A 23,981-nucleotide genomic window follows, 5' to 3' on the forward strand; every position below is an offset into this window, starting at 1 on the left:
AAAAATCGTTCCATCTTTCCCGTTGTTCCGCCCACCCTGAGCCCGTCGAAGGGTGCCGTCGAAGGGTGCCGTCGAAGGGTGCCGTCGAAGGGTGCCGTCGAAGGGTGCCGTCGAAGGGCCGTGGATTCCGTAGCTAATCAGTTTTTATCCCGGACCTCAGACCCAGTCAGGCCAGCAATTCCACCAACACCTGCTCGTAAATCTCGGACAGTGTGTCCAGATCCTCCACTTTCACGCACTCATCCACCTTGTGAATCGTCGCATTCAGCGGCCCCAGCTCGACCACCTGTGCGCCAGTCGGGGCGATAAAGCGCCCGTCGGAGGTGCCGCCGGAGGTGGACAGTTCTGTCTCCCGGCCGGTGACCTGGCGGATGGCGTTCTGGGTGGCTGTTACCAGGGCGCCTTTGTCCGTCAGGAAGGGGCGGCCGCTCAGGTGCCATTGCAGGTCGTATTTGAGCTTGTGCCGGTCCAGGATGGCGACCACCCGCTCTTCCAGGCTTTCCGCTGTGTTTTCCGTGCAGTAGCGGAAATTGAAGTGGACCAGTAGTTCGCCGGGAATGACGTTGCTTCCCGTACCCGCCTCGATTTTGGTGATCTGGAAGGTGGTGGGCGGGAAGAAGTCGTTACCGTTGTCCCAGAACTCATTGGCCAGTGCGTCCAGCGCCGGGGCGGCCAGGTGAACCGGGTTTTCTGCCAGGTGCGGGTAGGCCACGTGGCCCTGAACCCCGTGAACGGTCAGGTAACCGTGCAGGGAGCCGCGGCGACCATTCTTGATGATGTCCCCCACCTGGTGGGTGCTGGAGGGCTCTCCGATCAGGCACCAGTCGATCTCCTCGTTACGCTTCTCGAGGGTATCCACCACTTTCACTGTGCCGTCCTGGGCGGGGCCTTCCTCGTCACTGGTGATGAGCAGGGCAATGGAGCCTCGGTGTTCCGGGTTCTTCGTCACGAAGCGCTCGCAGGCAGTCACGAAGGCGGCCAGGCTGCCTTTCATATCGGCGGCACCGCGGCCATACAGGTAGCCGTCGCGGATCACCGGATCAAACGGCGCATGGGCCCAGTTCTTCTCGGGGCCGGTCGGTACTACATCGGTATGGCCAGCAAAGGCCAGCAGCGGCCCCTCAGAGCCCTTGCGGGCCCAGAGGTTATCGGTCTCGCCAAAGCGCAGGTTCTCACCGGCAAAGCCCAACGGGGCCAGGCGGGACATCATCAGCTCCTGGCAGCCTGCGTCGTCGGGTGTGACCGACTGACGGCGGATAAGGTCGATGGCGAGTTCGAGGGTGGGTGACAGAGTCATGTGGGCCTCTTTGTGAGCCGGGGGGGAGAGACATAGAAGATTTAGCCACGGAATCCACGGCCCTTCGACAGGCGCCCTTCGACAGGCTCAGGGCGAACGTAGGACGGAGATGTACGGAAAAAGATAAAGAAAAGCTATTTGCCACGAAATCCACGAAAATGAAAAAAGGGGTTACCTTAAAGGCGGTTCACTTTTTCGTGTAGTTTCGTGGATTTCGTGGCCAACAAATCGTTTCATCTTTTCCGGTATTTCGCACACCCTGAGCCTGTCGAAGGGCCGTGGATCCCGTGGCTAAAAATCATTTCATCTTTCCCGAATTTACGTTCGCCCTGAGCTTGTCGAAGGGCGCCTGTCGAAGGGCCGTGAATTCCGTGGCCAATCAGTCCTTTAGTTATTCGCGTGCAACGCTTCGTTCAGTTCAATGGCAGTCTTGTTGGTCTTGCACTCCACCGCACCAGTCTGGCTATTGCGGCGGAACAGCAAATCCGGCTTGCCGGCCAGGTCGCGGGCCTTGATGACTTCTACCAGGTTGTTCTGGTCATCCAGCAGGGCCACCTTGGTGCCGGCGGTGATGTACAGACCAGCTTCCACGGTGCAGCGGTCGCCCAGGGGGATGCCGATACCTGCGTTAGCGCCCAGCAGGCAGTTTTCGCCCACGGAGATGATGATGTTGCCGCCACCGGAGAGGGTACCCATGGTGGAGCAGCTGCCCCCCAGGTCCGAGCCCTTGCCGATCATGACGCCGGCGGAGACACGGCCTTCGATCATGCTGGTGCCTTCGGTGCCGGCGTTGAAGTTGATGAAGCCTTCGTGCATCACGGTGGTGCCTTCACCCACATAGGCACCCAGGCGGACCCGTGCGGTATCGGCGATGCGCACGCCACGGGGGACCACGTAGTCGGTCATCTGCGGGAACTTGTCCACGGACTTCACTTCCAGGATGCGGCCTTGCAGGCGGGCCTGAAGCTGGCGCTCGGGCAGCTCATCCAGGTCAACGGCACCCTCATTGGTCCAGGCAAGGTTGGGCAGCAGGCCGAAGATGCCATCCAGCTTTACGCCGTGAGGTTTCACCAGGCGATGTGACAGCAGGTGAAGCTTGAGGTACACCTCGGGGGTGCTGCTGGCGGTGTCATCGGTTTCCAGGATGGTGACCGCCACAGGCATGCTGCTCTCGGCCGCTTTCTGCGCCAGTTCCGCCTGGGCGGTGTGGGCCGTGGAGCCCAGTGCATCGGCAAAGGCCTTGAGCTGCTCTGCCGTGGCTTCAATAGCCTGGTTGCCGCCCTGATAGCCCAGGGTGTTGCCGGCAATTTCCATCAGGTCGTTGTCCGGCATCAGCACCGGCTGCTGATAAAAGACCTCCAGCCATTCACTTTTCTGGTTCTGGCTGCCGATGCCAATTCCGAATGCAAAACTCATCTGATGCTCCTCTTTTCAGGAATTTGGATTTCAAGAATTTGGGCCACAGAACCCACGGCCCTTCGACAGGCTCAGGGCGAACGTAAATCCGGAAAAGATGAAACGATTTTTTGGCCACGAAATCCGCGAAATCCACGAAAAAATGAACGGCCTTTAACGGCTTTCCTGTTTTTTCTTTCGTGTTCTTTCGTGGGTTTCGTGGCGAAACCGTCTTTTTCTCTTTGCTTTTTCCGTGTTCCGTTCACCCTGAGCTTGTCGAAGGCCGTGGATTCCTTGCGAAACCGTCCTTTCCTCTTTGTTTTTCCCGTGTCACTCCATATTACGTTCGCCCTGAGCCTGTCGAAGGGCGCTTGTCGAAGGGCTGTGGGTTCCGAAACTTATACGTTAAACCGTGAAGCCCACGCGTCCGCGTTGAAACCAACGCTCACCTGATCACCACTCTCTACCACCGGTCGTTTAATAATCGACGGGTTGTCGAGCATGATCTCGTGGGCAGTCTGGGGGCCAATGGTATCACGAAGCTCCTCCGGCAGCTTTCGCCAGGTGGTGCCCCGTTTATTAATTAACGCTTCCCAGCCGATGGCCTGTTCCCAGCGGGAGAGCAGGGTTTCATCAAGGCCGTCTTTCTTGAAGTCGTGGAAGTCATAAGCGATGCCGTTGTCGTCCAACCATTTGCGGGCCTTCTTGACGGTATCGCAGTTCTTGATGCCGTAGAGTTTCATGGTAAAACACCTTTTTGGCCACGGAATCCACGGCCCTTCGACAGGCTCCCTTCGACAGGCTCCCTTCGACAGGCTCCCTTCGACAGGTTCCCTTCGACAGGCTCAGGGTGAGCGGAACACTGGGAAAGGTGAAACGATTTTTTGGCCACGAAAACCACGAAACTGCACGAAAAAGTGAACCGCCTTTAAGGTAATCCCTTTTTTCATTTTCGTGGGTTTCGTGGCAAATAGCTTTTCTTTTTCCGTGTTCCGTTCGCCCTGAGCCCGTCGAAGGGCCGCGGGTTCCGTGGCAAATCAATCAGTAATCATTAACAAAGCGCACGATCCGCTCAGCCGCCTCCACACACTCCTCCAGCGGCGCCACCAGCGCCATGCGCACGCGGTTTTCGCCGGGGTTGTAACCGTCCACGGTGCGGGACAGATAACGACCTGGCAGCACATGCACGTTCTGTTCGGCGGAAAGATCACGGGCGAAGGTCTCGTCGCTCATGGGGGTTTCCGGCCATAGATAGAACCCGGCGTCCGGGAAATCCACCTTCATGACCTGCTGCAGCATAGGCACCACCGCCTCGAACTTGGCCCGGTAGGCGGCGCGGTTTTCCTTTACGTGGTCTTCATCCTGCCAGGCGGCGATGCTGGCCAACTGGTTGTGGATGGGCATGGCGCAGCCGTGATAGGTGCGATAGCGCAGGTAGTCTTTCAGGATGCTGGCATCGCCGGCCACGAAGCCGGAGCGCAGGCCGGGCAGGTTGCTGCGCTTGGACAGGCTGTGGAACACCACGCAGCGGGCATAGTCGTCCCGGCCGATGGCGGCGCAGGTCTGCAACAGGCCTTCCGGCGGGTTGGACTCGTCCGGATAGAGCTCGGAGTAGCACTCATCGGAGGCGATGATGAAGTCGTGCTGGTCGGCCAGTTCGATCACCCGCACGAGGGTCTCCCGTGGAATCACGGCACCGCTGGGGTTGCCCGGCGAGCACAGGAACAGGATCTGGCAGTCTTTCCACACACTCTCGGGTACGGCATCAAAATCCGGTATGAAGCCGTTGTTGCCATCACAGGGCAGGTATACGGGCGTGGCACCGGCCAGCAGGGCGGCCCCCTCATAGATCTGGTAGAAGGGATTCGGGCTGACCACGGTGGCCGGGCGGCTGGCGTCGATGGCCGCCTGCACAAACGAGAAGATGCCTTCCCGTGTGCCATTAACCGGTACCACATTGCCATCGGCCTTCAGCGTGCCCGGGTTCAGGTGAAACCGTCGAGTTGCCCAGTCCGCAATGGCCTGGCGCAGCTCCGGCATGCCACCGGTGGTGGGGTAGTTGGCCAGTCGGTCCAGGTTGTCGGCGATGACCCGTTTCACGAATTCCGGCGAGGGGTGTTTCGGTTCGCCAATGCCCAGGGAAATCGGGGTGATGTCTGCGGGGGGCACCACGTCGGCCTTCAGCCTGGCCAGTTTTTCGAACGGGTAGGGGTGTAATCGGGACAGGTTGGGATTCATTGAATGTTATCCAGCATGGTGCGCAGGTCTTCCTGCAGGGCCTGGCAAACCTCCGGGTCGCGGATCGGCCAGCCGTGCTCGTCGGTGACAAAGAAGGCGTCTTCCACCCGCTCGCCCAGGGTGGCGATCTTGGCGTTGGTCAGCCGTACCCGGTGGTCCAGCAGGACCTGGCCAACCCGGGCCAGCAGGCCGGGGCGGTCCGGGGTGATCACTTCTATAACCGTGCGCTGGTTGTAGGTGTCGTTGGAGAGGGTGATCTCCGTGGGAAATGAAAAGTGCTTGAGCTGCCGGGGCGTGCGTCGCTGAATGATTTCCGGGTAGTCGTCCGGTGCAGCCAGCTCGTCCTCCAGCCGTTTGCGGACGCGCTCCTTGCGGGCCGGGTCCTTGCCCAGGGGTTGGCCCTGGTCATCCAGTACCACATAGGAGCTGATGGACCAGGGGCCTTCGTTGGCCACGCTGATACGGGCATCCACGATGTTCAGGTTAAGCTGCTCAAGGATCGCCGTCGTGGCGGCAAACAGGGCGACCCGGTCCTTCACGTAGATCACGATATGGGAGTAGCCATCCGTGGGGCCGCCGCGGGTATCGCGGATCAGGACCAGTGGCTCCGGGTCGTTCCCATGGCGGATGATGGCGGCGGTTTGCCAGGCGATATCCACCGTGGAGTCCTGCAGGAAGTATTCTTCGTCCAGGGTGTCCCAGATGCGGTCGATCTGTTCATCGGTGACACCCTGGGCGCTCAGGATGCCCCGGGCTTCTGCCTGGGTGGCCCGCACCCATTCCTCCCGGTTGAACGGGGTTTCAGTACCGCGGCGCAGGGCTCGCTTGGTTTCCACATATAACTGGCGCAACAGGGATGCCCGCCAGGTATTCCAGAGCTTGGGGTTGGTCGCACTGATATCGCAGACCGTCAGTATGTACAGGTAGTCCAGGTGGACCTGGCTGGGCACGGCCCGGGCAAATTCGTTGATGATGTCCGGGTCGGAGATGTCCTTGCGCTGGGCGGTCATGGACATGAGCAGGTGGTTTTCCACCAGCCAGGCGATCAGCTGGGTGTCCCGTTCGCTCAGGTGGTGTCGCTGGCAGAAGGCTTCCGCGTCTTCCGCGCCCAGCTCGGAATGATCTCCGCCCCTGCCCTTGGCCACGTCATGGTAGAGGCCGGCCAGGTAAAGCAGTTCCGGTTTGGGCAGCTGATGCACCAGTCGTGACGCCAGCGGGAACTCGGTGCGACTCTCCGGGTGGTTCATCCGCACCATGTTGCGGATCACCCGCAGGGTGTGGGTGTCCACGGTATAGATATGAAACAGGTCGTACTGCATCTGGCCGATGATCTGGCCGAACTCCGGCAGGTAGCGCCCCAGCACATTGTACTTCTTCATGTGGGCCAGGGTTTCGTCCAGGGCGTGGGGTGTCTTCACCAGTTCCATGAACAGGGACGTCACCGCCAGGTCGTTGCGGAACTGGTCATCAATCAGGTGCCGGTGGGCCCGCAGGGCACGGATGGTGGACGCCCGGATGCCCTTGATGGACGGGTGCTGTGCCATCAGCAGGAAGATTTCCATAATGGCGTAGGGGGCATAGGCGAACACCTGGGTGTTGATGGCCTCGATATACTGGTCGCGAATACGGAAGCGACGGTTCAGGGGCTGGATCTTTGCTTCCTGGTCCCGCTGCAGGATGGCCTCGTCGTAGTACTGGAGGATGACGTCGGTCAGCTCCGACAGGGCCAGCACGGTGCGGTAATACACCTGCATCATCTGCTCGACGCCCAGCTTGCGGCCCTTGTCCCTGTAGCCCAGCATGTCCGCCAGGGCCCTCTGGTGATCGAACAGCAGCCTGTTCTCGTTGCGGTCGGCGATAAGCTGCAGGCCGTAGCGCAGGCGCCAGAGAAAGGTCTCACCCTTGAGCAGGATGTCGTGTTCTTCCTGGGTGAGAATGCTGAAGCTGGTCAGGTCGGCAATGCTGTCGAGGCCGAAGTGGCGCTTGGTAATCCAGCCGATGTTCTGTATGTCCCGCAAGCCACCGGGCGCGCCCTTGAGGTTGGGCTCCAGGTTGTAATCGGTGTTGCTGTACTTGCGATGGCGGGCCAGCTGCTCTTCCCGCTTGGCAATGAAATAGCTGCGATCGCTGCAGACTTCGTCCGAGTAAACCGCCTGGGTCAGCTCCGTGCGCAGTTCTTCCGGCCCCGCGATCATGCGGGTTTCCAGCAAGTTGGTCAGTACCGTGACGTCGTCACGGGCGGCCTGGCGGGATTCGTCCAGGCTGCGCACGCTATGGCCGATATCCAGCTTCAGGTCCCAAAGCAGGGTAACAAAGGCGCCAAGATCGTCGTGCCAGCTGTCTGCAATGCCGTCACGGGTCAGGATCAGCAGGTCGATGTCGGAATGGGGGTGCAGCTCCCCGCGGCCATAACCGCCTACGGCCAGCAGGGCAATGTCGGAGGAGCGGGCAAAGTCGTAGCGGTTCCAGATTGTTCTCAGTACCCGGTCAACGGTATCGGCCCGGGACTTCACCAGCTCGCGAACATCGGCGCCATTGCGAAAGGCATGGGCGTCAGCCTCATAGGCCTCCCGCAACAGCTCCCGTGCCGCCCTTACCGGGGACGGGTCGTTAGCGATCTGATAGGTGAGAACCGTGGTGTCCACTCAGAAAGACTCTTCCTTGCGCCTGGTAAGGACTTCATACCCGTCAGCGGTAACCAGGATGGTGTGCTCCCACTGTGCGGAGAGTTTGTGGTCCTTGGTCACGGCGGTCCAGCCGTCCCCGAGCACCTTGGTGTGATACTTGCCCTGGTTGATCATGGGTTCGATGGTGAAGGTCATGCCTTCCTTTAACTCCATGCCGGTGCCGGGCTTGCCATAGTGCATGACCTGGGGCTCTTCGTGGAAGACCTTGCCGATGCCATGACCACAGAAGTCCCGCACCACGGAGTAGCGGTGTTTCTCCGCGTGCTCCTGGATTACATGGCCGATGTCGCCAAGGCGGGTGCCGGGCTTGACCAGTTCCATGCCCTTGTACAGGCACTCCTGGGTAATGCGGATCAGGCGCTCGGTGCCCGGCTTAGGGTTGCCGGCAATCCACATCTTGCTGGTGTCGCCGTGGTAGCCGTCCTTAATCACGGTAACGTCGATATTGATGATGTCACCGTCCTTGAGCACCTTTTTCTCTGTCGGAATACCGTGGCAGACCACGTGGTTGACGGAGGTGCAGATGGACTTGGGGAATCCCTTGTAGTTCAGGGGCGCCGGAATGGCCTGCTGCTCGTTGACGATGTAGTCATGGGCCAGGCGGTCGAGCTCCTCGGTGGTCACGCCGGGCTTTACGTGCTCGTTGAGCATTTCCAGCACCTCGGCCGCCAGGCGACCAGCCACACGCATCTTCTCGATTTCTTCCGGAGTCTTGATGGATACAGTCATTGGAATTCCTGCTGAATGAATGGCGTCGCCTGGTGGAGCCGCGCTTGGCCGGCTTGTGCTGCCGGCGCGGTCTCTGCCGCTGAGTGCAGGCGGGGCGAAGACCCTATTTTAAGGGGCTGCCACGACAGGTACAAGGAAGCACGAAAGACTGGTCCCGGAGGGGCAGTTTATGGTATAAACGCGCCGCCGAAATGCGAACCCGGGGTCAGCCCCGGCGTTGCCGGCAAAAACACACACGCGTCAGCACGTTGTTCCAGGGTGCCTGTTTCATGGCCTGAAGGCCGCTCAGGTTGGAGCAATCGGACGTGTGGAGGACTAACCCGAAGCTAAAAAGGTAACTATCATGGCTCAGGTAAATATGCGTGACCTGCTCAAGGCAGGTGCTCACTTCGGTCACCAGACTCGCTACTGGAACCCGAAAATGTCGAAGTTCATCTTCGGCGCCCGCAACAAGATTCATATCATCAACCTGGAACAGACTGTTCCTGCCATGAACGACGCGCTGCAGTTCGTTCAGCAGCTGGCAGAGAACAAGAACAAGATCATGTTCGTCGGCACCAAGCGCGCCGCCGCCAAGATCATCAAGGAAGAAGCCGAGCGTGCTGGCCAGCCGTTCGTCAACCACCGCTGGCTCGGCGGTATGCTGACCAACTACAAGACCATTCGTCAGTCCATCCGTCGCTACCGTGACCTGGAAGCCCAGAGCCAGGACGGTACCTTCGACAAGCTGACCAAGAAAGAAGCCCTGGACCGTACCCGTGAGATGGACCGCCTTGAGCGTTCTATCGGTGGTATCAAGGACATGGGCGGCCTGCCGGACGCCATGTTCGTGATCGACGTTGACCACGAGCGCATCGCCATCAAGGAAGCCAACAAGCTGGGCATTCCCGTTATCGGCGTTGTCGACACCAACAGCGATCCGGACGGCGTTGACTATGTCATTCCGGGCAACGATGACGCCATCCGCGCCATCCAGATCTACGTGAAGGCCGTTGCCGACACCTGCATCGAAGCCGCCCAGGCTGGTGGTGCTGCTGACGAGTTTGTTGAAGTCAGCGAAGAGCCCGCAGCCGGCGAAGCCCCTGCAGCCGAGTAACGCTGCTGGTCATACGGCTATCACGTTGACCCGATTGAATGGGGGGCGAGGGTGACCCGCCTCCCTTTCGCTGGATTCAACCGCCGGGCCCTATGCAGGCCCGGCCGGTTCTAACTGTTAAGAGGATTGAACATGGCTGCTATTACCGCTGCAATGGTCAAAGAGCTCCGTGAGCGCACCGGCCTTGGCATGATGGAGTGCAAGAAGGCACTGGTTGAAGCTGACGGCAGTGTTGACGCTGCAATCGAAGAGCTGCGCAAGTCGTCCGGCCTGAAGGCCGCCAAGAAAGCTGGCCGTACCGCCGCTGAAGGCGTGTCCCTGGTCAAGATCTCCGACGACAACACCGTGGCCTACATCCTGGAAGTGAACTCCGAAACTGACTTCGTGGCCCGTGACGATAACTTCGTCAACTTCGCCAACGACGTTCTGGACGTTGCTTTCGAGCGTGGCGAGACCGACGTTGCCAAGCTGATGGAAGGTGACCTGGAAGCCAAGCGCGAAGCGCTGGTACAGAAGATCGGTGAGAACATCACTGTTCGTCGTATCGTGAAGGTGGAAGGCCCGGTTGTAGGCGGTTACGTGCACAACACCAACAAGATTGCCGCTGTTGTGGCCATGACCGCTGGTGACCCGGAAACTGCCCGTGACATTGCCATGCACGCTGCTGCCGTCAACCCCCGCGTAGGCAAGCCGGAAGACATGCCCGCCGAGGAAGTGGAAAAAGAGAAAGACATCATCAAGGCCCAGCCGGACATGGAAGGCAAGCCTGCCGAGATCGTTGAAAAGATGATGGGCGGACGCATCAAGAAGTTCCTCAAGGAAAACAGCCTTGTGGAGCAGCCTTTCGTGAAGAATCCGGACCAGACTGTTGGCGAACTGCTCAAGGCCAACGGTGCTGAGCTGGTTGGCTTCACTCGCCTGGAAGTGGGCGAGGGCATCGAAAAGGAAGAAGTGGACTTCGCTGCCGAGGTAGCTGCCGCTGCCGGTACCGGCAAGGCCTGAGTCTGCTGACCCCCGGGGTGGTATCCGCCATCCCGACGGGGTCTCCGGAACCTGCCGGAGCCCCCTCAGTCTGCCACGCCAGTGCGGGTTCGCCCGGGCTGCCGTGGCGGGCTTGTATCTGAGATGCCCCTTTTGCCACGGCATGAGGGGTATGTCAGATACGGGTCCATAGTATCCAGAAACTCCAGCGACGAGGGGAACAGCATGCCAGCATCATCCAAAACCCAGCCCAGATACAAGCGCGTTCTGCTCAAGCTCAGTGGCGAGGCCCTGATGGGTGAGCACGAGTTCGGGATTGATCCCAAGGTCCTTGACCGGATGGCGCTGGAAATCGGTGCCCTGATCGGTATTGGTGTCCAGGTGGGGCTGGTGATTGGTGGTGGTAACCTGTTCCGGGGTGCGGCCCTGAACGCGGCCGGTATGGACCGGGTGACGGGTGACCACATGGGCATGCTGGCCACCGTTATGAATGGCCTGGCCATGCGTGATGCCCTGGAGCGGTCCAATATCCGCACCCGGGTCATGTCGGCGATCCCGATGAGTGGTATCGTGGAACACTATGATCGTCGCCGCGCGGTCAGGGACCTCAAGGACGGCGACGTGGTGATCTTCTGTGCCGGTACCGGTAACCCGTTCTTCACCACCGATTCCGCCGCCTGCCTGCGGGGCATCGAGATTGAGGCAGATGCGGTGCTCAAGGCCACCAAGGTGGACGGCGTCTACTCCGCCGATCCCATGACAGATCCTTCAGCGGTGAAATACGACCGTCTGACCTATGATGAAGTGCTGGACAAGAAACTGGGCGTCATGGACCTGACCGCCATCTGCCTGGCCCGGGACCATGGCATGCCGCTGCGGGTGTTCAATATGAGCGCCCCTGGCGTGCTCACCCGTATCGTAACCGGCGAGCCGGAAGGTACCCTCGTCGAGTAACTGCCCGGTACCGGAGCAGAAAGCGGGCTGAGCCAGTCGCTCCGGCAAACGAATTCATGCTCCGCGTCGGACCGGCGCGGGCAGAGACATACAGACAAGCGAGGACGCGCAAAGTGATTGACGAAATCAAATCCGATGCTGAAAAGCGCATGAAGAAGAGCCTGGAGGCCCTTTCATCCGCCTTCAACAAGATCCGTACAGGCCGCGCCCATCCGGCGATCCTGGACAGCGTATACGTTAACTATTACGGCCAGGAGACACCGCTGAAACAGGTGGCCAGCGTAAACGTCGAAGATAACCGTACCCTGGCGGTATCCCCCTGGGAAAAGAGCCTGATTCCCACCATCGAGAAGGCGATCATGTCTTCCGACCTGGGCCTGAATCCCGCAACCAGCGGTGACCTGATCCGCGTGCCCATGCCCATGCTGACCGAGGAAACCCGCCGGGAAATGGTCAAGCAGGCCAAGCACGACGCTGAGAACGCCCGCGTAGGCATCCGCAATGCCCGCCGCGACGCCAATAACGACCTGAAAGAACTGGTCAAGGAAAAGGAAATCACCGAAGACGACCAGCGTCGTGGTGAAGACATGATCCAGAAGCTGACCGACCAGTATATCGCCGAGGTCGACAAGTCGCTCAAGTCCAAGGAAGATGACCTGATGGCGGTATAACCGCCGGAAGGAATACCCGCTCGGTATCAGGGGACTGCATGACGGATTCAGTAACAGCGGACATACCGGTGGAAGCCGGCAAGGTTCCGCGCCACGTCGCCATCATCATGGACGGCAATAACCGCTGGGCCAAGGCCCGGCGGCTCAATGGAGTGGCTGGCCACAAGGCGGGCGTGAACTCGGTGCGATCGGTCGTAGAGACCTGTGCACGGGAAGGGGTTGACGTGCTGACCCTGTTCGCCTTTTCCAGCGAAAACTGGCGACGTCCCGAGGATGAAGTCTCTGCCCTGATGCGCCTGTTCCTGTTTGCGCTGGAGCGGGAGGTGAAAAAGCTTCACCGTAACAACATCCGTCTGCGCATTATCGGTGACCGAAGTGCGTTCAGCTCGTTGTTGCAGGAGCACATGGCACGGGCGGAAGAGCTGACCCGTGACAATACCCTGATGACCCTGGTGATTGCCGCCAATTACGGTGGTCACTGGGACATCACCCAGGCCACCCGCAAGGTGGCTGCCCGGGTCGCCGCGGGTGAGCTGGCGCCGTCGGACATCACCGACGACACCATCCAGCAGTACCTGTCCATCGGTGATCTGCCGATGCCGGATCTGATGATCCGCACGGCCGGTGAGCAACGCATCAGCAACTTCCTGCTGTGGCACCTGGCCTATACCGAGTTCTATTTCTCCGACGTGTTCTGGCCGGACTTTCGCAGTGAAGAAATGCGCAAGGCCCTGGAAGCCTATGCCCGGCGTAAACGCCGGTTTGGCCAGACTGACGACCAGGTGGACCAGCGTCTGGCTGCCCAGCAATAATTACTCAGTAACAAGGCATTCCAGGTGGTTCCCGAGGGCGGGAAAGCTACCCGTGACCCAGGCAACCACCCGCGCCAACAGAACAATAAACTGAACTGAGTCAAGGACAAGAGCGAATAGCGACGTGCTCAAAACCCGAATTCTGACGGCGCTGATCCTGGCGCCCATTGCCATCATCGGCATCTTCTTCCTGCCGCCGTTGGGCTTTGCCGTGTTTACCGCCGTGGCGATTACCCTGGGTGCCTGGGAGTGGGCCAATATGGCCGGCTACACCAGTGGTCCCGCCCGGGCAGGTTACGGTGCCCTGGTGGCCCTTATCCTGGTACTGGTCTATAACCTGCCCACCTTGCCGGTGTTGTGGCTGGGCCTGGCGTGGTGGCTGGTGGCACTGCAAATGGTGCGTGTGTATCCGCAGGCCAGCGCCCTGTGGAGCAACCCGGTTATCCGGGGCGTGATGGGCCTGCTGGTTCTCGTGCCGGCCTGGGTCGGGCTGAACCATATGCGTACCGGTACCCTGGTGTTCGGTAAACTGGACAGTGGCCTGCTGGCGATTCTCTATGTCTTCCTGGTGGTCTGGGTTGCCGATATCGGTGCCTACTTTTCCGGCAAGGCATTCGGCAAGGCCAAGCTTGCGCCGAGGGTCAGCCCGGGCAAGTCCTGGGCCGGGGTCTGGGGCGGCCTGGCGGCGGTTGCATTGCTGGCCATCGCGGCAGGTATGGTAGCCGCTGCCGGCGTTGTCGATACCCTGATGCTGTTGGTCGCCAGCGTCGTGGTGGCAGCGGTTTCCGTTGTCGGAGACCTGCTTGAGAGCATGCTCAAGCGTTTCCGGGGCATCAAGGACAGCAGCCAGTTACTGCCCGGCCACGGTGGCATCATGGATCGTATTGACAGCCTGACGGCGGCTATTCCGGTCTTTGCCCTTATCATTACCCTGATCAGTTGGCTGTCTCCGGGAGCAATTCTGTGACTGTTAGCAACGGCAAGCGTCATATCACCGTACTGGGTGCGACCGGGTCTATCGGCTTGAGCACCCTGGACGTGGTGCGACGGCATCCGGAGCGATTCTCGGTCTATGCCCTGACCGCGTCCACCAATGTGGACGAAATGGCGTCCCTGTGCCGGGAGTTCCGGCCGGCAGTCGCGGTAATGGCGGATGCGGATGCGGCAGAACAGCTGGACAAGGCGCTGGCGACGCTCCCGGATACCCGTGTGCTGGCCGGTGAAGCCGGGCTGGTCGAGGTGGCTGTGGCAGGCGAGGCCGACACCATCATGGCCGCCATTGTCGGTGCGGCCGGCCTGTCGCCCACGCTGGCAGCGGTCAAGGCCGGCAAGCGGGTGCTGCTGGCCAACAAGGAAGCCCTGGTGATGTCCGGGCAGCTGTTTATGGACGCCGTGGCCAGTTCCGGCGCCCTGTTGCTGCCCATCGATTCCGAGCACAATGCGATCTTCCAGTGCCTGCCGGCGGAGCGTGTAAGGGACCTGCCCGGTGCAGGGGTACGGCGCATCCTGCTGACCGCCTCCGGCGGGCCGTTCCGCAATCACACCCCGGACATGCTCCGTGAGGTGACCCCGGCGCAGGCCTGCAAGCACCCCAACTGGTCCATGGGTCAGAAAATCTCTGTCGATTCCGCCACGTTGATGAACAAAGGGCTGGAACTGATCGAGGCCTGCTGGCTGTTCAACACACATCCGGACCAGATTGAAGTGCATGTGCACCCCGAGAGTATTATTCATTCGATGGTGGAGTATGTGGACGGGTCGGTGCTGGCCCAGCTGGGCAGCCCGGACATGCGCACACCCATCGCCAACGGCCTTGCCTGGCCGGAGCGGGTGGATGCCGGTGTTGCACCGCTGGACCTGTTTGCCCTGGGGCGCTTTCACTTTGAGCGGCCGGATGTCGACCGCTTCCCCTGTCTGCGCCTGGCTGCGGAGGCGTTCGAAGCTGGTGGGACGGCCCCTGCGGTACTGAATGCGGCCAATGAGCAGGCGGTAGCCGCCTTCCTGGCCGGGGAGCTTTGCTTTGCCGATATCCCGGTTATCATAGAGCGTACCCTGGTCAGGGTGCCGTCACAGCCGGCGGATGATTTCGACGCCATCATGGCGGCCGACCAGGACGGACGGGCACAGGCCCGGGCCGAAATCGAGCGCCTGGCCAGGCGCACCCTGGCGCACTGATGCTTTAACGGCCGGAGGCCACTGGATCGTATGTTGGACATTCTGCAAACAGTACTGGCGCTGATTGTCACCCTCGGCATCCTGGTGACCATCCACGAGTTTGGTCACTTCTGGGTGGCCCGCAAGTGTGGTGTGCGGGTACTGCGGTTCTCCGTGGGCTTTGGTAATCCGATCTGGTCCCGCTACGACCGCCATGGCACCGAGTTTGCCGTAGCGGCCATTCCCCTGGGCGGCTACGTCAAGATGCTGGACGAGCGGGAAGGTCCGGTGCCGGAAGAACAGCGCCACGAGGCGTTTACCTCCAAGCCCCCGGGGCAGCGCATCGCCATTGCCGCCGCGGGCCCGGCAGCCAACTTCATCTTTGCCATTGCCGCCTACTGGCTGCTGAGCGTGGTGGGCTTCACCACCGTTGCACCGGTGACCGGGGACATTGCCGAAGGCTCCATTGCCGACCGTATGGGGCTCCAGTCGGGCATGGAAATCCACCAGGTGGACGGCCGCAACGTGACCTCCTGGCGGGACATTAACATGCGCCTGCTGGAGCGTGCCGGTGAGCAGGATGAGGTCCGCTTTACCATCAGCGATGGCCAGGGTGAGCGTACACTGACCACCACGCTGAACGGCTGGAAGCTGCCGGATGAGAACCCGGACCCCCTCGGCCAGTTCGGCCTGAGCCCGTTACGACCTGACGTGCCGGCGCAGATCGGCCAGGTGGTCAGTGGTGGCCGTGCCGAGGCAGCGGGTTTGCAGCAGGGCGACCGGGTGGTTTCGGCCAACGGAGAGCCGGTGGCGGACTGGTTCGCCCTGGTGGAAATCATCCAGCAGTCGGCGGAGCAGACCCTCGCGCTCGAGGTAGAGCGAAATGGTGAAACCGTTAACCTGCAGGTTACTCCCGACACCCGAGAGGTGGACGGCGCCGAGCAGGGCTACGTGGGCGCCGGCGTGGCGCAGGTCAGCTGGCCGGACGACATGCTGCGGGAGGTCCGGTACGGTCCCCTGGCTGCCATTCCCAACGCATTTTCGGAAACCTGGTCCGATACCCGGTTGACCCTGGTAGCGATACAAAAGATGATTACCGGCCTGCTGTCGCCAACCAACCTCAGCGGGCCGATCACCATAGCCCGGGTGGCGGAGGCCAGTGTCAGCTCCGGGTTTGAGGATTTCGTCCGTTTCCTGGCCTACCTGAGTGTCAGTCTGGGCATCCTTAACCTGCTGCCCATACCGGTACTGGATGGCGGCCATATTGTTTATTACACCATCGAGGCCATCCGCCGGCGCCCGCTCTCTGAACAGGTACAGGCGCTGGGATTGCGAATCGGCATGGCCATGATTCTGACTTTAATGGTGTTTGCTCTTTACAACGACCTGATGCGGTTGTGAGAATTGCGAGCTCCTTACGCGCATAAACAGGCGATTTGACTGAATGAGACGTTCATTACTGGGTGCAGCGATTGGTCTAGCCCTTGCGGGCATGGCCAGCCAGCCGGCTACGGCACAGGAATTCACGGTGGCGGATATCGAAGTCGAAGGCCTGCAGCGGGTCTCGGCGGGTAACGTGTTCTCGGCGTTTCCTGTGGATATCGGCGAATCCCTCAGTGAGCAGGAGCTGGCTGAGTCCATTCGCACCCTGTTCAAGACCGGCCTGTTTACCGATATCGAGGCCTATCGCGACAATGGCACCCTGATCCTCGAGGTAAGGGAGCGCCCCGCTATCGCTTCCATCGACATCGAGGGCAACAAGAACATCGAAACCGATGTGCTGATGGATGCCCTGTCGGGCGCCGGCCTGCAGGAAGGCCAGGTGTTCCGCCGGGCTACCCTTGAACGCCTTGAGCTTGAAATACTGCGCTCCTACGTGGGCCAGGGCCGTTACAATGCCCGGGTCAAGGCCATAGCGGAAGACCTGCCACGTAACCGTGTGGCCGTTCGCCTGGACATCAACGAAGGCGACGTGGCGGCGATCCAGCACATCAATATCGTTGGTAATGAAGCCTTCTCCGACGACGAACTCCTGGACCTGTTTGAGCTGCGCACCAGTAGCTGGTGGAACTCCCTTACCAGTAAGGACAAGTACGCCCGCGAACGCCTGAGCGGCGACCTGGAATCCCTGCGTTCCCATTACCTGGACCAGGGCTACCTGGACTTCAATATCGAGTCCAGCCAGGTGTCCATCTCGCCGGACAAGCAGGATGTGTTTGTGGCGGTCTCTGTCGATGAGGGCCGCCAGTACACCATTTCCGACATTCAGTTGCGTGGTGAACTGATTGTCGGCGAGGACGAGCTGCGTGAGCTTGTCGAACTGGAGCCTGGTGACGTGCTGTCGCGCTCCGAACTGACCGCCACGTCCGAGCGCCTGTCCCGCCGCCTGGGCCGTGAGGGCTATACCTTCGCCAACGTCAACGCGATCCCGGAATCGGATTCTGAAAACACCGCTGCCGTTACCTTCTTCGTTGAGCCGGGCAAGCGGACCTATGTCCGGCGCATCAACTTCTCCGGTAACGTCACCACCAAGGACGAAGTACTGCGTCAGGAAATGACCCAGATGGAAGGCGGCGTGGCCTCCACCGACCGCATTGAGTTTTCCAAGGACCAGCTGGAGCGGCTCGGGTTTTTCCGGTCTGTTTCCGTAGACACCGTGCCGGTGCCCGGCTCGGATGACCTGGTGGATGTTAACTACAGCGTGGAAGAGCAGCCCACCGGCAGTCTGTCCGCGTCCATCGGCTTCTCGCAGGTGTCTGGTGTCATTCTCGGGGCCAATATTTCCGAGAACAACTTCTTTGGCACCGGCAAGCGGGTGTCTATTGGCGCCAATGTGAGTGACTCCATCAAGAGCGCCAATTTCTCCTACGAAGATCCCTACTACACCGTGGACGGCGTCAGCCGTGGCTTCAGCCTGTTCGCCCGTGAGACAGACTTCGAGGAGCAGGATATTTCCTCATACCTGCTGGATGAATACGGCGGGCGAGTGACCTTCGGTTACCCCATTGACCGCTTTACCCGGCTGAATTTCGGCGTGGGCTATACCCTGTCGAAGATCAAGCCCGGTGATTACACGGCCGATGAGGTGCTGGAGTTCATCGATGACGAAGGCAACGACTTCAACAACTATTTCCTGACCGGCTCCTGGCGCCGCAGCACCCTGAACCGGGGCATGCTGCCGACCGATGGTTACAGCCATACCCTGTCTGCCGATATCGCCGTACCGGGCAGTGACCTGACCTTCTACAAGTTGCGCTATCGCGGTGACAGCTTCTGGCCGCTGAACGAGCAGGAAACCTGGGCCATCCGTGCCCGGGGTGAGCTGGGCTATGGTGATGGCTATGGCGACCGCTCCCAGATGCCCTTCTACGAGCATTTCTACGCTGGCGGTTACGGCTCCGTAAGGGGCTACGAGGCCAACTCGCTGGGTAACCGGGTCGAGACCAACAAGACCTGGACGGACGATGATGACCCCTTCGGTGGTAACGTCCTCACCGAAGGCAGCCTGGAGCTGATCGTGCCTACGCCCTTTGCCGGCGATACCCGCAGCATGCGTACGGCGTTCTTCCTGGACGCCGGCCAGGTGTTTGATACTGCCCGTGGCTTTGACCCGGAGCTCAGTGAACTGCGGGCCTCGGTGGGTATTGGCTTCCAGTGGGTCACCGTGGTTGGCCCGCTGGCGTTCAGCCTGGCGCAGCCGATTACCGACAAGAGCGGTGACGAAACCCAGGTGTTCCAGTTCTCCCTGGGGCAGAGTTTCTGACGACCGCGCGCCATGGGGCGATGGCGGTCACAGCAAAGAGGTGGCCTTTCAGGCAAAACGAGCCTGGAAGCCGCATGGCAGACAGGAGGCAACACAATGACAGGATTCAGGGAACTCGTGAAGCACGCTGCGGGCGTGCGCGTTGTCATGGCCGCTGCGGCGCTGGCGATGACTATGCCGGCACTGGCTGAGACCCGTATCGGGGTGGTGGATCTGCGCCAGGCGCTGTTTTCATCGGATGATGCCCAGGTGTTCAGTGATCAGCTGGAAGAGGAATTCTCCGGCACAGAGGCCCAGGTCCGCGAGGCTCAGCAGGAGGCCCGCCAGCTCCAGGAACGCCTCCAGAAAGACGGTGCCATGATGAACGAGAGTGAGCGCCAGCAATTGACGGCTGAGTTCCAGCAAAAGGCGCAGGCCTTTGCCCGCCAGAAGCAGCAACTCGACCAGACGCTGAACAGCCGCAAGCAGGCATTCCTGGAAGAGGCCCGGCCGGAAGTAGACGCGGCGGTGAAGGCACTGATGGAAGAGCATGGCCTGGATATCATCCTGCCCTCGGAGGCGGTAGTCTCCGTCAAGCCCGAGCTGAACCTGACCGACGAACTGCTGGAAAAGCTGAATCAGTAATATGCCCACCAGAACTATGACCCTCGGGAAAATCGCCAGCGCACTGGGTGCCGAACTCAGGGGCGACCCGCAGCTGGAGATCACCGGGCTGGCAACCCTGGAGGCAGCGCAGGCGGATCAGCTGAGTTTCCTGGCCAATCCGTCCTACAGCCGTCACCTGGAGGCTACCCGGGCAGGCGCGGTGCTGGTGTCGCCGGCCATGGCAGACAAGGCTCCGACCAATGTCCTCTTACTGGACGACCCCTATCTTGGCTATGCTCGCATCAGCCATGAGTTTGACACCTCCCCGACACCGGTGGCGGGTGTGCATGCCACGGCGATTGTGGATGAGTCGGTGACGGTTCCGGCGAGTGCCAGCGTTGGCGCCTACGTGGTTATCGAAGCCGGGGTTTCCCTGGGCGAGGGCGTGGTGATCGGTGCGCATTCCATTGTCGGTGCCAATTGTGTGATTGGTGACCAGAGCGTCCTGCGGCCGCGGGTTACCCTGGCCCATGGCGTAATCATGGGCAAGCGTTGCCATATTCTCTCAGGGGCCGTCATTGGCTCTGACGGGTTCGGCTTTGCCGTTCACAAGGGCGCCTGGCACCGAATTGCCCAGATTGGCGGCGTGACCCTTGGCGATGACGTTGAAGTAGGCGCCAACACGGCCATTGACCGTGGCGCCCTGGACGACACCCGGCTGGGCAATGGCGTAAAACTCGACAACCTGGTGCAGATTGCCCACAACGTCCAGATCGGCGATCACAGTGCCATGGCGGGCAAGGTGGGCATTGCCGGCAGTACCCGTATCGGCAGCCACTGCATGTTTGGTGGCGCGGCGGGAATCAGCGGCCACCTGACCATTGCCGATGGCGTGCAGGTGACCGGCATGTCACTGGTTACCGGAGATATCCGTGAGCCGGGGGTATATTCCTCCGGTACCGGTCATATGACCAATCGCGAATGGCGCAAGAACGCTGCTCGCTTCAGACAGCTGGACGCCATGGCGCGCCGGTTGAAGGAACTGGAAAAGAAAATTGAGGGCTGAGGCCAATACCCGATGATGCAAATTGATGAAATAATGAACTTTCTGCCGCACCGATACCCCTTCCTGCTGGTGGATCGCGTGGTGGAAGTGGAAGCCGGTAAATCCATAGTCGGCTACAAGAATGTGACCTACAATGAGCCGTTCTTTACCGGCCATTTCCCGGGCAAGCCCATTATGCCCGGCGTGCTGATCATCGAAGCCATGGCCCAGGTCTCGGGTATCCTCGGCTATGTCACCGCTGGTCGCTCTGCTGCCGATGGCTCTATCCACCTGCTGGCGGGCTCCAACAAGGCCCGTTTCAAGCGCCCGGTAGTGCCGGGAGACCAACTGCGGCTGGAGTCCACCCTGTTGTCCAACAAGCATGGCATCTGGAAATTCGACTGTCGCGCGCTGGTGGATGGCGAGGTAGTCTGTGTTGCTGAAGTCATGTCGGCCGAGAGAGACGCTTGATGTCTGAAAAGCACTGGAACGGTGTCCATCCCCAGGCAATCGTTGACCCCTCGGCCAGGCTGGCTGACGGGGTCAGTGTGGGGCCATGGAGCTACATCGGACCGGGGGTCGAGATCGGTGAAGGCACGGAAGTGCACTCCCATGTGGTGATCAAGGGCCCGACCGTGATCGGTCGCAACAACCGCATCTTTCAGTTTGCCAGCGTGGGCGAGGAATGCCAGGACAAGAAGTACGCCGGCGAGCCGACCACCCTGGTTATTGGCGACAACAATGTTATCCGTGAGAGCTGCACCATCCATCGTGGCACCGTGCAGGACCGGGGTGAAACCCGTATCGGCAGCGATAACCTGCTGATGGCCTATGTCCACGTTGCCCACGACTGTGTGATTGGTGATAACACCATCCTGGCGAACTGCGCGACCCTCGCGGGCCACGTAACCATTGGTGACTGGGCCATCCTTGGTGGTGGCACCATGGTGCACCAGTTCTGTCACATTGGCCCTCACAGCATGAGCGGCGGCGGCAGTATCGTCCTCAAGGACATCCCTGCCTATGTGATGGCGAGTGGCCAGTCCGCCAGCCCCCACGGCATCAATGTGGAAGGCCTGCGTCGCCGGGGCTTCAGCAAGGAAGTCCTGGCCGAACTGCGCCGCGCCTACAAGGTGATTTACCGTCAGGGCCTGACCACCGCCCAGGCGTTGGAAGAGCTTGAGACGGCCTGGCCCTCCCTGCAGGAAATGCAGCCCCTGATGGAGTCCCTGCGGATCGCCGACCGGGGCATTGTCCGCTAGGTCATCTGGTGACTTCCTCCGAAGTTTCCCTCACTGAGCCGCCGTCGCCCGCCCCCGGAATCGTTAGCCGGGCACCGGTCACCATTGCCATGGTGGCCGGCGAGGCATCCGGCGACATCCTCGGCTCCGGCCTGATCCGTTCCTTGCGCAAGCGCTACCCCAATGCCCGTTTCGTTGGCATTGGTGGCGAGGAGATGATCGCCGAAGGCTTTCATTCCCTGGTGCCCATGGAGCGCCTTTCCGTAATGGGGCTGGTAGAGGTGCTGGGCCGCCTGCGGGAGCTGTTCGCCATCCGCGCCCGCCTGATGGACTACCTGCTGGCTACGCCACCGAACGTGGTTATTGGTATCGACTCCCCGGACTTTACCCTGGGTGTCGAAGAGCGCTGCCGCAAGGCGGGCATTCCCACTGCGCACTATGTGAGCCCCTCGGTCTGGGCCTGGCGCCAGAAGCGTATCTTCCGTATTGCCCGTTCCGTCGACCTGATGCTGACCTTGCTGCCGTTTGAAGCCCGTTTTTACGAGGAGCACCAGGTACCGGTGGCCTTTGTGGGCCACCCGCTGGCGGAGCGTGTACCCATGGACGTTGACACGGCCGGTGCCCGGGACGCCCTTGGCCTGGACCAGGACACGCCCGTGCTCGCCATACTGCCGGGCAGCCGAGCAGGGGAGGTGGAGCGACTGGGCGGACTGTTCCTGGAAACCGCCCGCAAGCTGCAGGAGGTGCATCCTGACTTGCAGCTGGTGGTGCCCTGTGTGAACCGTGAAAGGGAAGTACAGGTCAGGGAGCTGGCGGAGTCACTGGCGGTAAAGCTGCCGCTGACCGTGGTCAGGGGGCGTTCCCGTGAAGTCATGGCCGCCGCTGATGTGGTCCTGCTCGCCTCCGGTACCGCCACCCTGGAAGCCATGCTGCTGAAAAAGCCCATGGTGGTGGGCTATCGCCTGAGTAATCTCAGCTATGCGTTAGTCTCTCGCCTGGTCAAGGTGCCCTGGGTGTCCCTGCCTAACCTGCTTGCGCAGGAGGAACTGGTTCCGGAATTGTTGCAGGACAACGCCAAGCCGGAAAAGCTGGCCGCAGCGGTATTGGAGCGACTGGACAACCCACAGGAGCGGGAGCGGCTGCACGAAGCCTTCACCCGCCTGCACCACCTTTTGCGGTGCAACGCCGACGAGCGCGCCGCCGAGGCGGTGTCCGCACTGATTGAAAAGGATCGAAACTGATGGCTGGTAAGGTAGTACTGCCACCGTTCGAGTGCCAATACCAGGGCTGGAAGCTGGCCGGGGTCGATGAAGTCGGCCGTGGCCCCCTGGCCGGGCCGGTAGTGACGGCCGCCGTTATCCTGCATCCGGATCGGCCCATTGAAGGCCTGGCAGACTCCAAGAAACTCACCGAAAAGCGCCGGGAGGCTCTGTACGACGAGATCATCGACAAAGCCGCCGCCTGGAGCCTTGGCCGCTGCGAAGCCGATGAAATTGACCGCCTCAACATCTACCAGGCCACCCTGCTGGCCATGGAGCGGGCGGTAGCCGGGCTGGGCATAGCGCCGGAATACGTACTGGTGGACGGCAACCGCTGCCCCCGCTGGCACTGGCCATCCGAACCCGTCATCAAGGGCGATGGCCGAGTCGCCGCCATCAGCGCCGCCTCGATTCTTGCCAAGGTCACCCGTGACCGGGAAATGGTCGCCCTCGAAGACACCTACCCCGGTTATGGACTTGCCGCCCACAAGGGCTACCCTACGCCTGTGCACCTGGAAGCACTGCAAAGGCAGGGCGTTACACCTGTCCACCGGCGTTCCTTCCGGCCGGTTCAGGAGGCGTTACAAGCGTGCGGGGTCTGGCAGGGTGGGCTGGTGGATCAGGCAGGTAAACCGGATGATAAGCTACACTGGCCTGAGGATCTGTTTGACGTCAGCTAGTGAGGGCTGGTCCCCCGGTGAGCGCCAGCAGTTCCGGGGTGTTAACATATTCGCCGTCGAAGCTCACACCAAGCCGGGTGAATCGCTCAGTCACTTCAATCCTGGCGACACGGCCTGTTACGCCCCTTAGCGTATGCTGGGCGTCGCGAATGTTGAGCAGGATGCGATCACCCGTGGACAGGTGGGGTAAATCGCAAATCAGGGCGATGCCATGCCGGCTGAGATTGAGACAATGGCACTCAGCGGGACGGTCAGACCACCCGGTATAAATCTCGACATGCAGGTCAGACGGCGTGTATCTGGGGGACTTCCGCAGGTCGGGTCGGGTATCCACGCCAATCAGGTCTGGCCTCAGATAGTCGGTGTTCTCTTTCAAGCTGGCTCACCCCTTTGC

The 23,981-nt window shown here is 60.8% G+C and carries 22 protein-coding genes; 15 read left to right on the forward strand and 7 right to left on the reverse strand.

Features of this window, described 5'->3' with window-relative positions:
- Window positions 1-166 precede the first annotated feature (166 nt).
- From dapE to map, 6 genes are all read right to left on the reverse strand, one after another.
- Window positions 167-1,297, reverse strand: a complete 1,131-nt coding sequence (gene dapE, locus MLC59_RS09830; RefSeq protein ID WP_248233847.1) for a succinyl-diaminopimelate desuccinylase — start codon at window positions 1,295-1,297, stop codon at window positions 167-169.
- Between the two features lie 387 nt (window positions 1,298-1,684).
- Complete coding sequence (gene dapD / locus MLC59_RS09835; RefSeq protein ID WP_248233848.1) at window positions 1,685-2,713, reverse strand: 2,3,4,5-tetrahydropyridine-2,6-dicarboxylate N-succinyltransferase; 1,029 nt, start codon at window positions 2,711-2,713, stop codon at window positions 1,685-1,687.
- 377 nt (window positions 2,714-3,090) lie between these two features.
- On the reverse strand, window positions 3,091-3,435 hold the full coding sequence (locus tag MLC59_RS09840; protein ID WP_248233850.1) for an ArsC family reductase: 345 nt from the start codon (window positions 3,433-3,435) through the stop codon (window positions 3,091-3,093).
- Between the two features lie 298 nt (window positions 3,436-3,733).
- Complete coding sequence (gene dapC / locus MLC59_RS09845; RefSeq protein ID WP_248233852.1) at window positions 3,734-4,930, reverse strand: succinyldiaminopimelate transaminase; 1,197 nt, start codon at window positions 4,928-4,930, stop codon at window positions 3,734-3,736.
- Window positions 4,927-7,575, reverse strand: a complete 2,649-nt coding sequence (locus tag MLC59_RS09850) for a [protein-PII] uridylyltransferase (protein ID WP_248233853.1) — start codon at window positions 7,573-7,575, stop codon at window positions 4,927-4,929. The genes dapC and MLC59_RS09850 overlap by 4 nt, the downstream gene beginning before the upstream one ends.
- On the reverse strand, window positions 7,576-8,346 hold the full coding sequence (gene map / locus MLC59_RS09855) for a type I methionyl aminopeptidase (protein WP_248233855.1): 771 nt from the start codon (window positions 8,344-8,346) through the stop codon (window positions 7,576-7,578).
- A gap of 343 nt (window positions 8,347-8,689) precedes the next feature.
- On the opposite strand from map, the gene rpsB reads away from it, so the two are divergent.
- The 15 genes from rpsB to rnhB all read left to right on the forward strand — a co-directional run bounded on the left by rpsB (window position 8,690) and on the right by rnhB (window position 23,587).
- Entirely contained in the window at window positions 8,690-9,442 is a 753-nt protein-coding gene (gene rpsB / locus MLC59_RS09860) for a 30S ribosomal protein S2 (RefSeq protein ID WP_248233858.1), read from the forward strand.
- 132 nt (window positions 9,443-9,574) lie between these two features.
- Window positions 9,575-10,444 carry a translation elongation factor Ts gene (gene tsf, locus MLC59_RS09865; RefSeq protein ID WP_248233860.1) on the forward strand — a complete coding sequence of 290 codons (870 nt, stop codon included), beginning with the start codon at window positions 9,575-9,577 and terminating at the stop codon, window positions 10,442-10,444.
- Between the two features lie 204 nt (window positions 10,445-10,648).
- The gene (gene pyrH / locus MLC59_RS09870) at window positions 10,649-11,377 is read left to right on the forward strand and encodes a UMP kinase (RefSeq protein ID WP_248233862.1); all 729 of its coding nucleotides are present in this window, start codon (window positions 10,649-10,651) and stop codon (window positions 11,375-11,377) included.
- 113 nt (window positions 11,378-11,490) lie between these two features.
- Window positions 11,491-12,048, forward strand: coding sequence for a ribosome recycling factor (frr, locus tag MLC59_RS09875; protein ID WP_248233864.1), 558 nt, complete (start codon window positions 11,491-11,493; stop codon window positions 12,046-12,048).
- Between the two features lie 38 nt (window positions 12,049-12,086).
- Entirely contained in the window at window positions 12,087-12,860 is a 774-nt protein-coding gene (gene uppS, locus MLC59_RS09880; RefSeq protein ID WP_248233867.1) for a polyprenyl diphosphate synthase, read from the forward strand.
- A 124-nt stretch (window positions 12,861-12,984) separates the two neighbouring features.
- Window positions 12,985-13,827: a phosphatidate cytidylyltransferase gene (locus MLC59_RS09885; protein WP_248233868.1), complete on the forward strand. Its 843-nt coding sequence runs from the start codon at window positions 12,985-12,987 to the stop codon at window positions 13,825-13,827.
- The gene (gene ispC, locus MLC59_RS09890; protein WP_248233870.1) at window positions 13,824-15,035 is read left to right on the forward strand and encodes a 1-deoxy-D-xylulose-5-phosphate reductoisomerase; all 1,212 of its coding nucleotides are present in this window, start codon (window positions 13,824-13,826) and stop codon (window positions 15,033-15,035) included. The genes MLC59_RS09885 and ispC overlap by 4 nt, the downstream gene beginning before the upstream one ends.
- Window positions 15,036-15,068: 33 nt before the next feature.
- Window positions 15,069-16,415 carry an RIP metalloprotease RseP gene (rseP, locus tag MLC59_RS09895; RefSeq protein WP_248233902.1) on the forward strand — a complete coding sequence of 449 codons (1,347 nt, stop codon included), beginning with the start codon at window positions 15,069-15,071 and terminating at the stop codon, window positions 16,413-16,415.
- Between the two features lie 43 nt (window positions 16,416-16,458).
- Window positions 16,459-18,777: an outer membrane protein assembly factor BamA gene (bamA, locus tag MLC59_RS09900; RefSeq protein ID WP_248233871.1), complete on the forward strand. Its 2,319-nt coding sequence runs from the start codon at window positions 16,459-16,461 to the stop codon at window positions 18,775-18,777.
- 96 nt (window positions 18,778-18,873) lie between these two features.
- Window positions 18,874-19,401 (forward strand): OmpH/Skp family outer membrane protein, encoded by a 528-nt coding sequence (locus MLC59_RS09905; RefSeq protein WP_248233873.1) that lies wholly within the window; start codon window positions 18,874-18,876, stop codon window positions 19,399-19,401.
- A gap of 1 nt (window position 19,402) precedes the next feature.
- On the forward strand, window positions 19,403-20,428 hold the full coding sequence (gene lpxD, locus MLC59_RS09910; RefSeq protein ID WP_248233874.1) for a UDP-3-O-(3-hydroxymyristoyl)glucosamine N-acyltransferase: 1,026 nt from the start codon (window positions 19,403-19,405) through the stop codon (window positions 20,426-20,428).
- A gap of 12 nt (window positions 20,429-20,440) precedes the next feature.
- The gene (fabZ, locus tag MLC59_RS09915; RefSeq protein ID WP_248233875.1) at window positions 20,441-20,878 is read left to right on the forward strand and encodes a 3-hydroxyacyl-ACP dehydratase FabZ; all 438 of its coding nucleotides are present in this window, start codon (window positions 20,441-20,443) and stop codon (window positions 20,876-20,878) included.
- The gene (gene lpxA, locus MLC59_RS09920; protein WP_248233877.1) at window positions 20,878-21,669 is read left to right on the forward strand and encodes an acyl-ACP--UDP-N-acetylglucosamine O-acyltransferase; all 792 of its coding nucleotides are present in this window, start codon (window positions 20,878-20,880) and stop codon (window positions 21,667-21,669) included. The genes fabZ and lpxA overlap by 1 nt, the downstream gene beginning before the upstream one ends.
- 59 nt (window positions 21,670-21,728) lie before the next feature.
- On the forward strand, window positions 21,729-22,889 hold the full coding sequence (gene lpxB, locus MLC59_RS09925) for a lipid-A-disaccharide synthase (RefSeq protein WP_345799767.1): 1,161 nt from the start codon (window positions 21,729-21,731) through the stop codon (window positions 22,887-22,889).
- The gene (gene rnhB / locus MLC59_RS09930) at window positions 22,889-23,587 is read left to right on the forward strand and encodes a ribonuclease HII (protein ID WP_248233879.1); all 699 of its coding nucleotides are present in this window, start codon (window positions 22,889-22,891) and stop codon (window positions 23,585-23,587) included. The genes lpxB and rnhB overlap by 1 nt, the downstream gene beginning before the upstream one ends.
- On the opposite strand, the gene MLC59_RS09935 is transcribed toward rnhB, so the two are convergent.
- Window positions 23,580-23,963 carry a PilZ domain-containing protein gene (locus tag MLC59_RS09935; protein ID WP_248233881.1) on the reverse strand — a complete coding sequence of 128 codons (384 nt, stop codon included), beginning with the start codon at window positions 23,961-23,963 and terminating at the stop codon, window positions 23,580-23,582. The two genes, rnhB and MLC59_RS09935, sit on opposite strands and share 8 nt — an antisense overlap.
- Window positions 23,964-23,981: the final 18 nt, after the last annotated feature.

It is taken from the genome of Marinobacter bryozoorum (genome assembly GCF_023156245.1).
Classification (GTDB): Bacteria; Pseudomonadota; Gammaproteobacteria; order Pseudomonadales; family Oleiphilaceae; genus Marinobacter; species Marinobacter bryozoorum.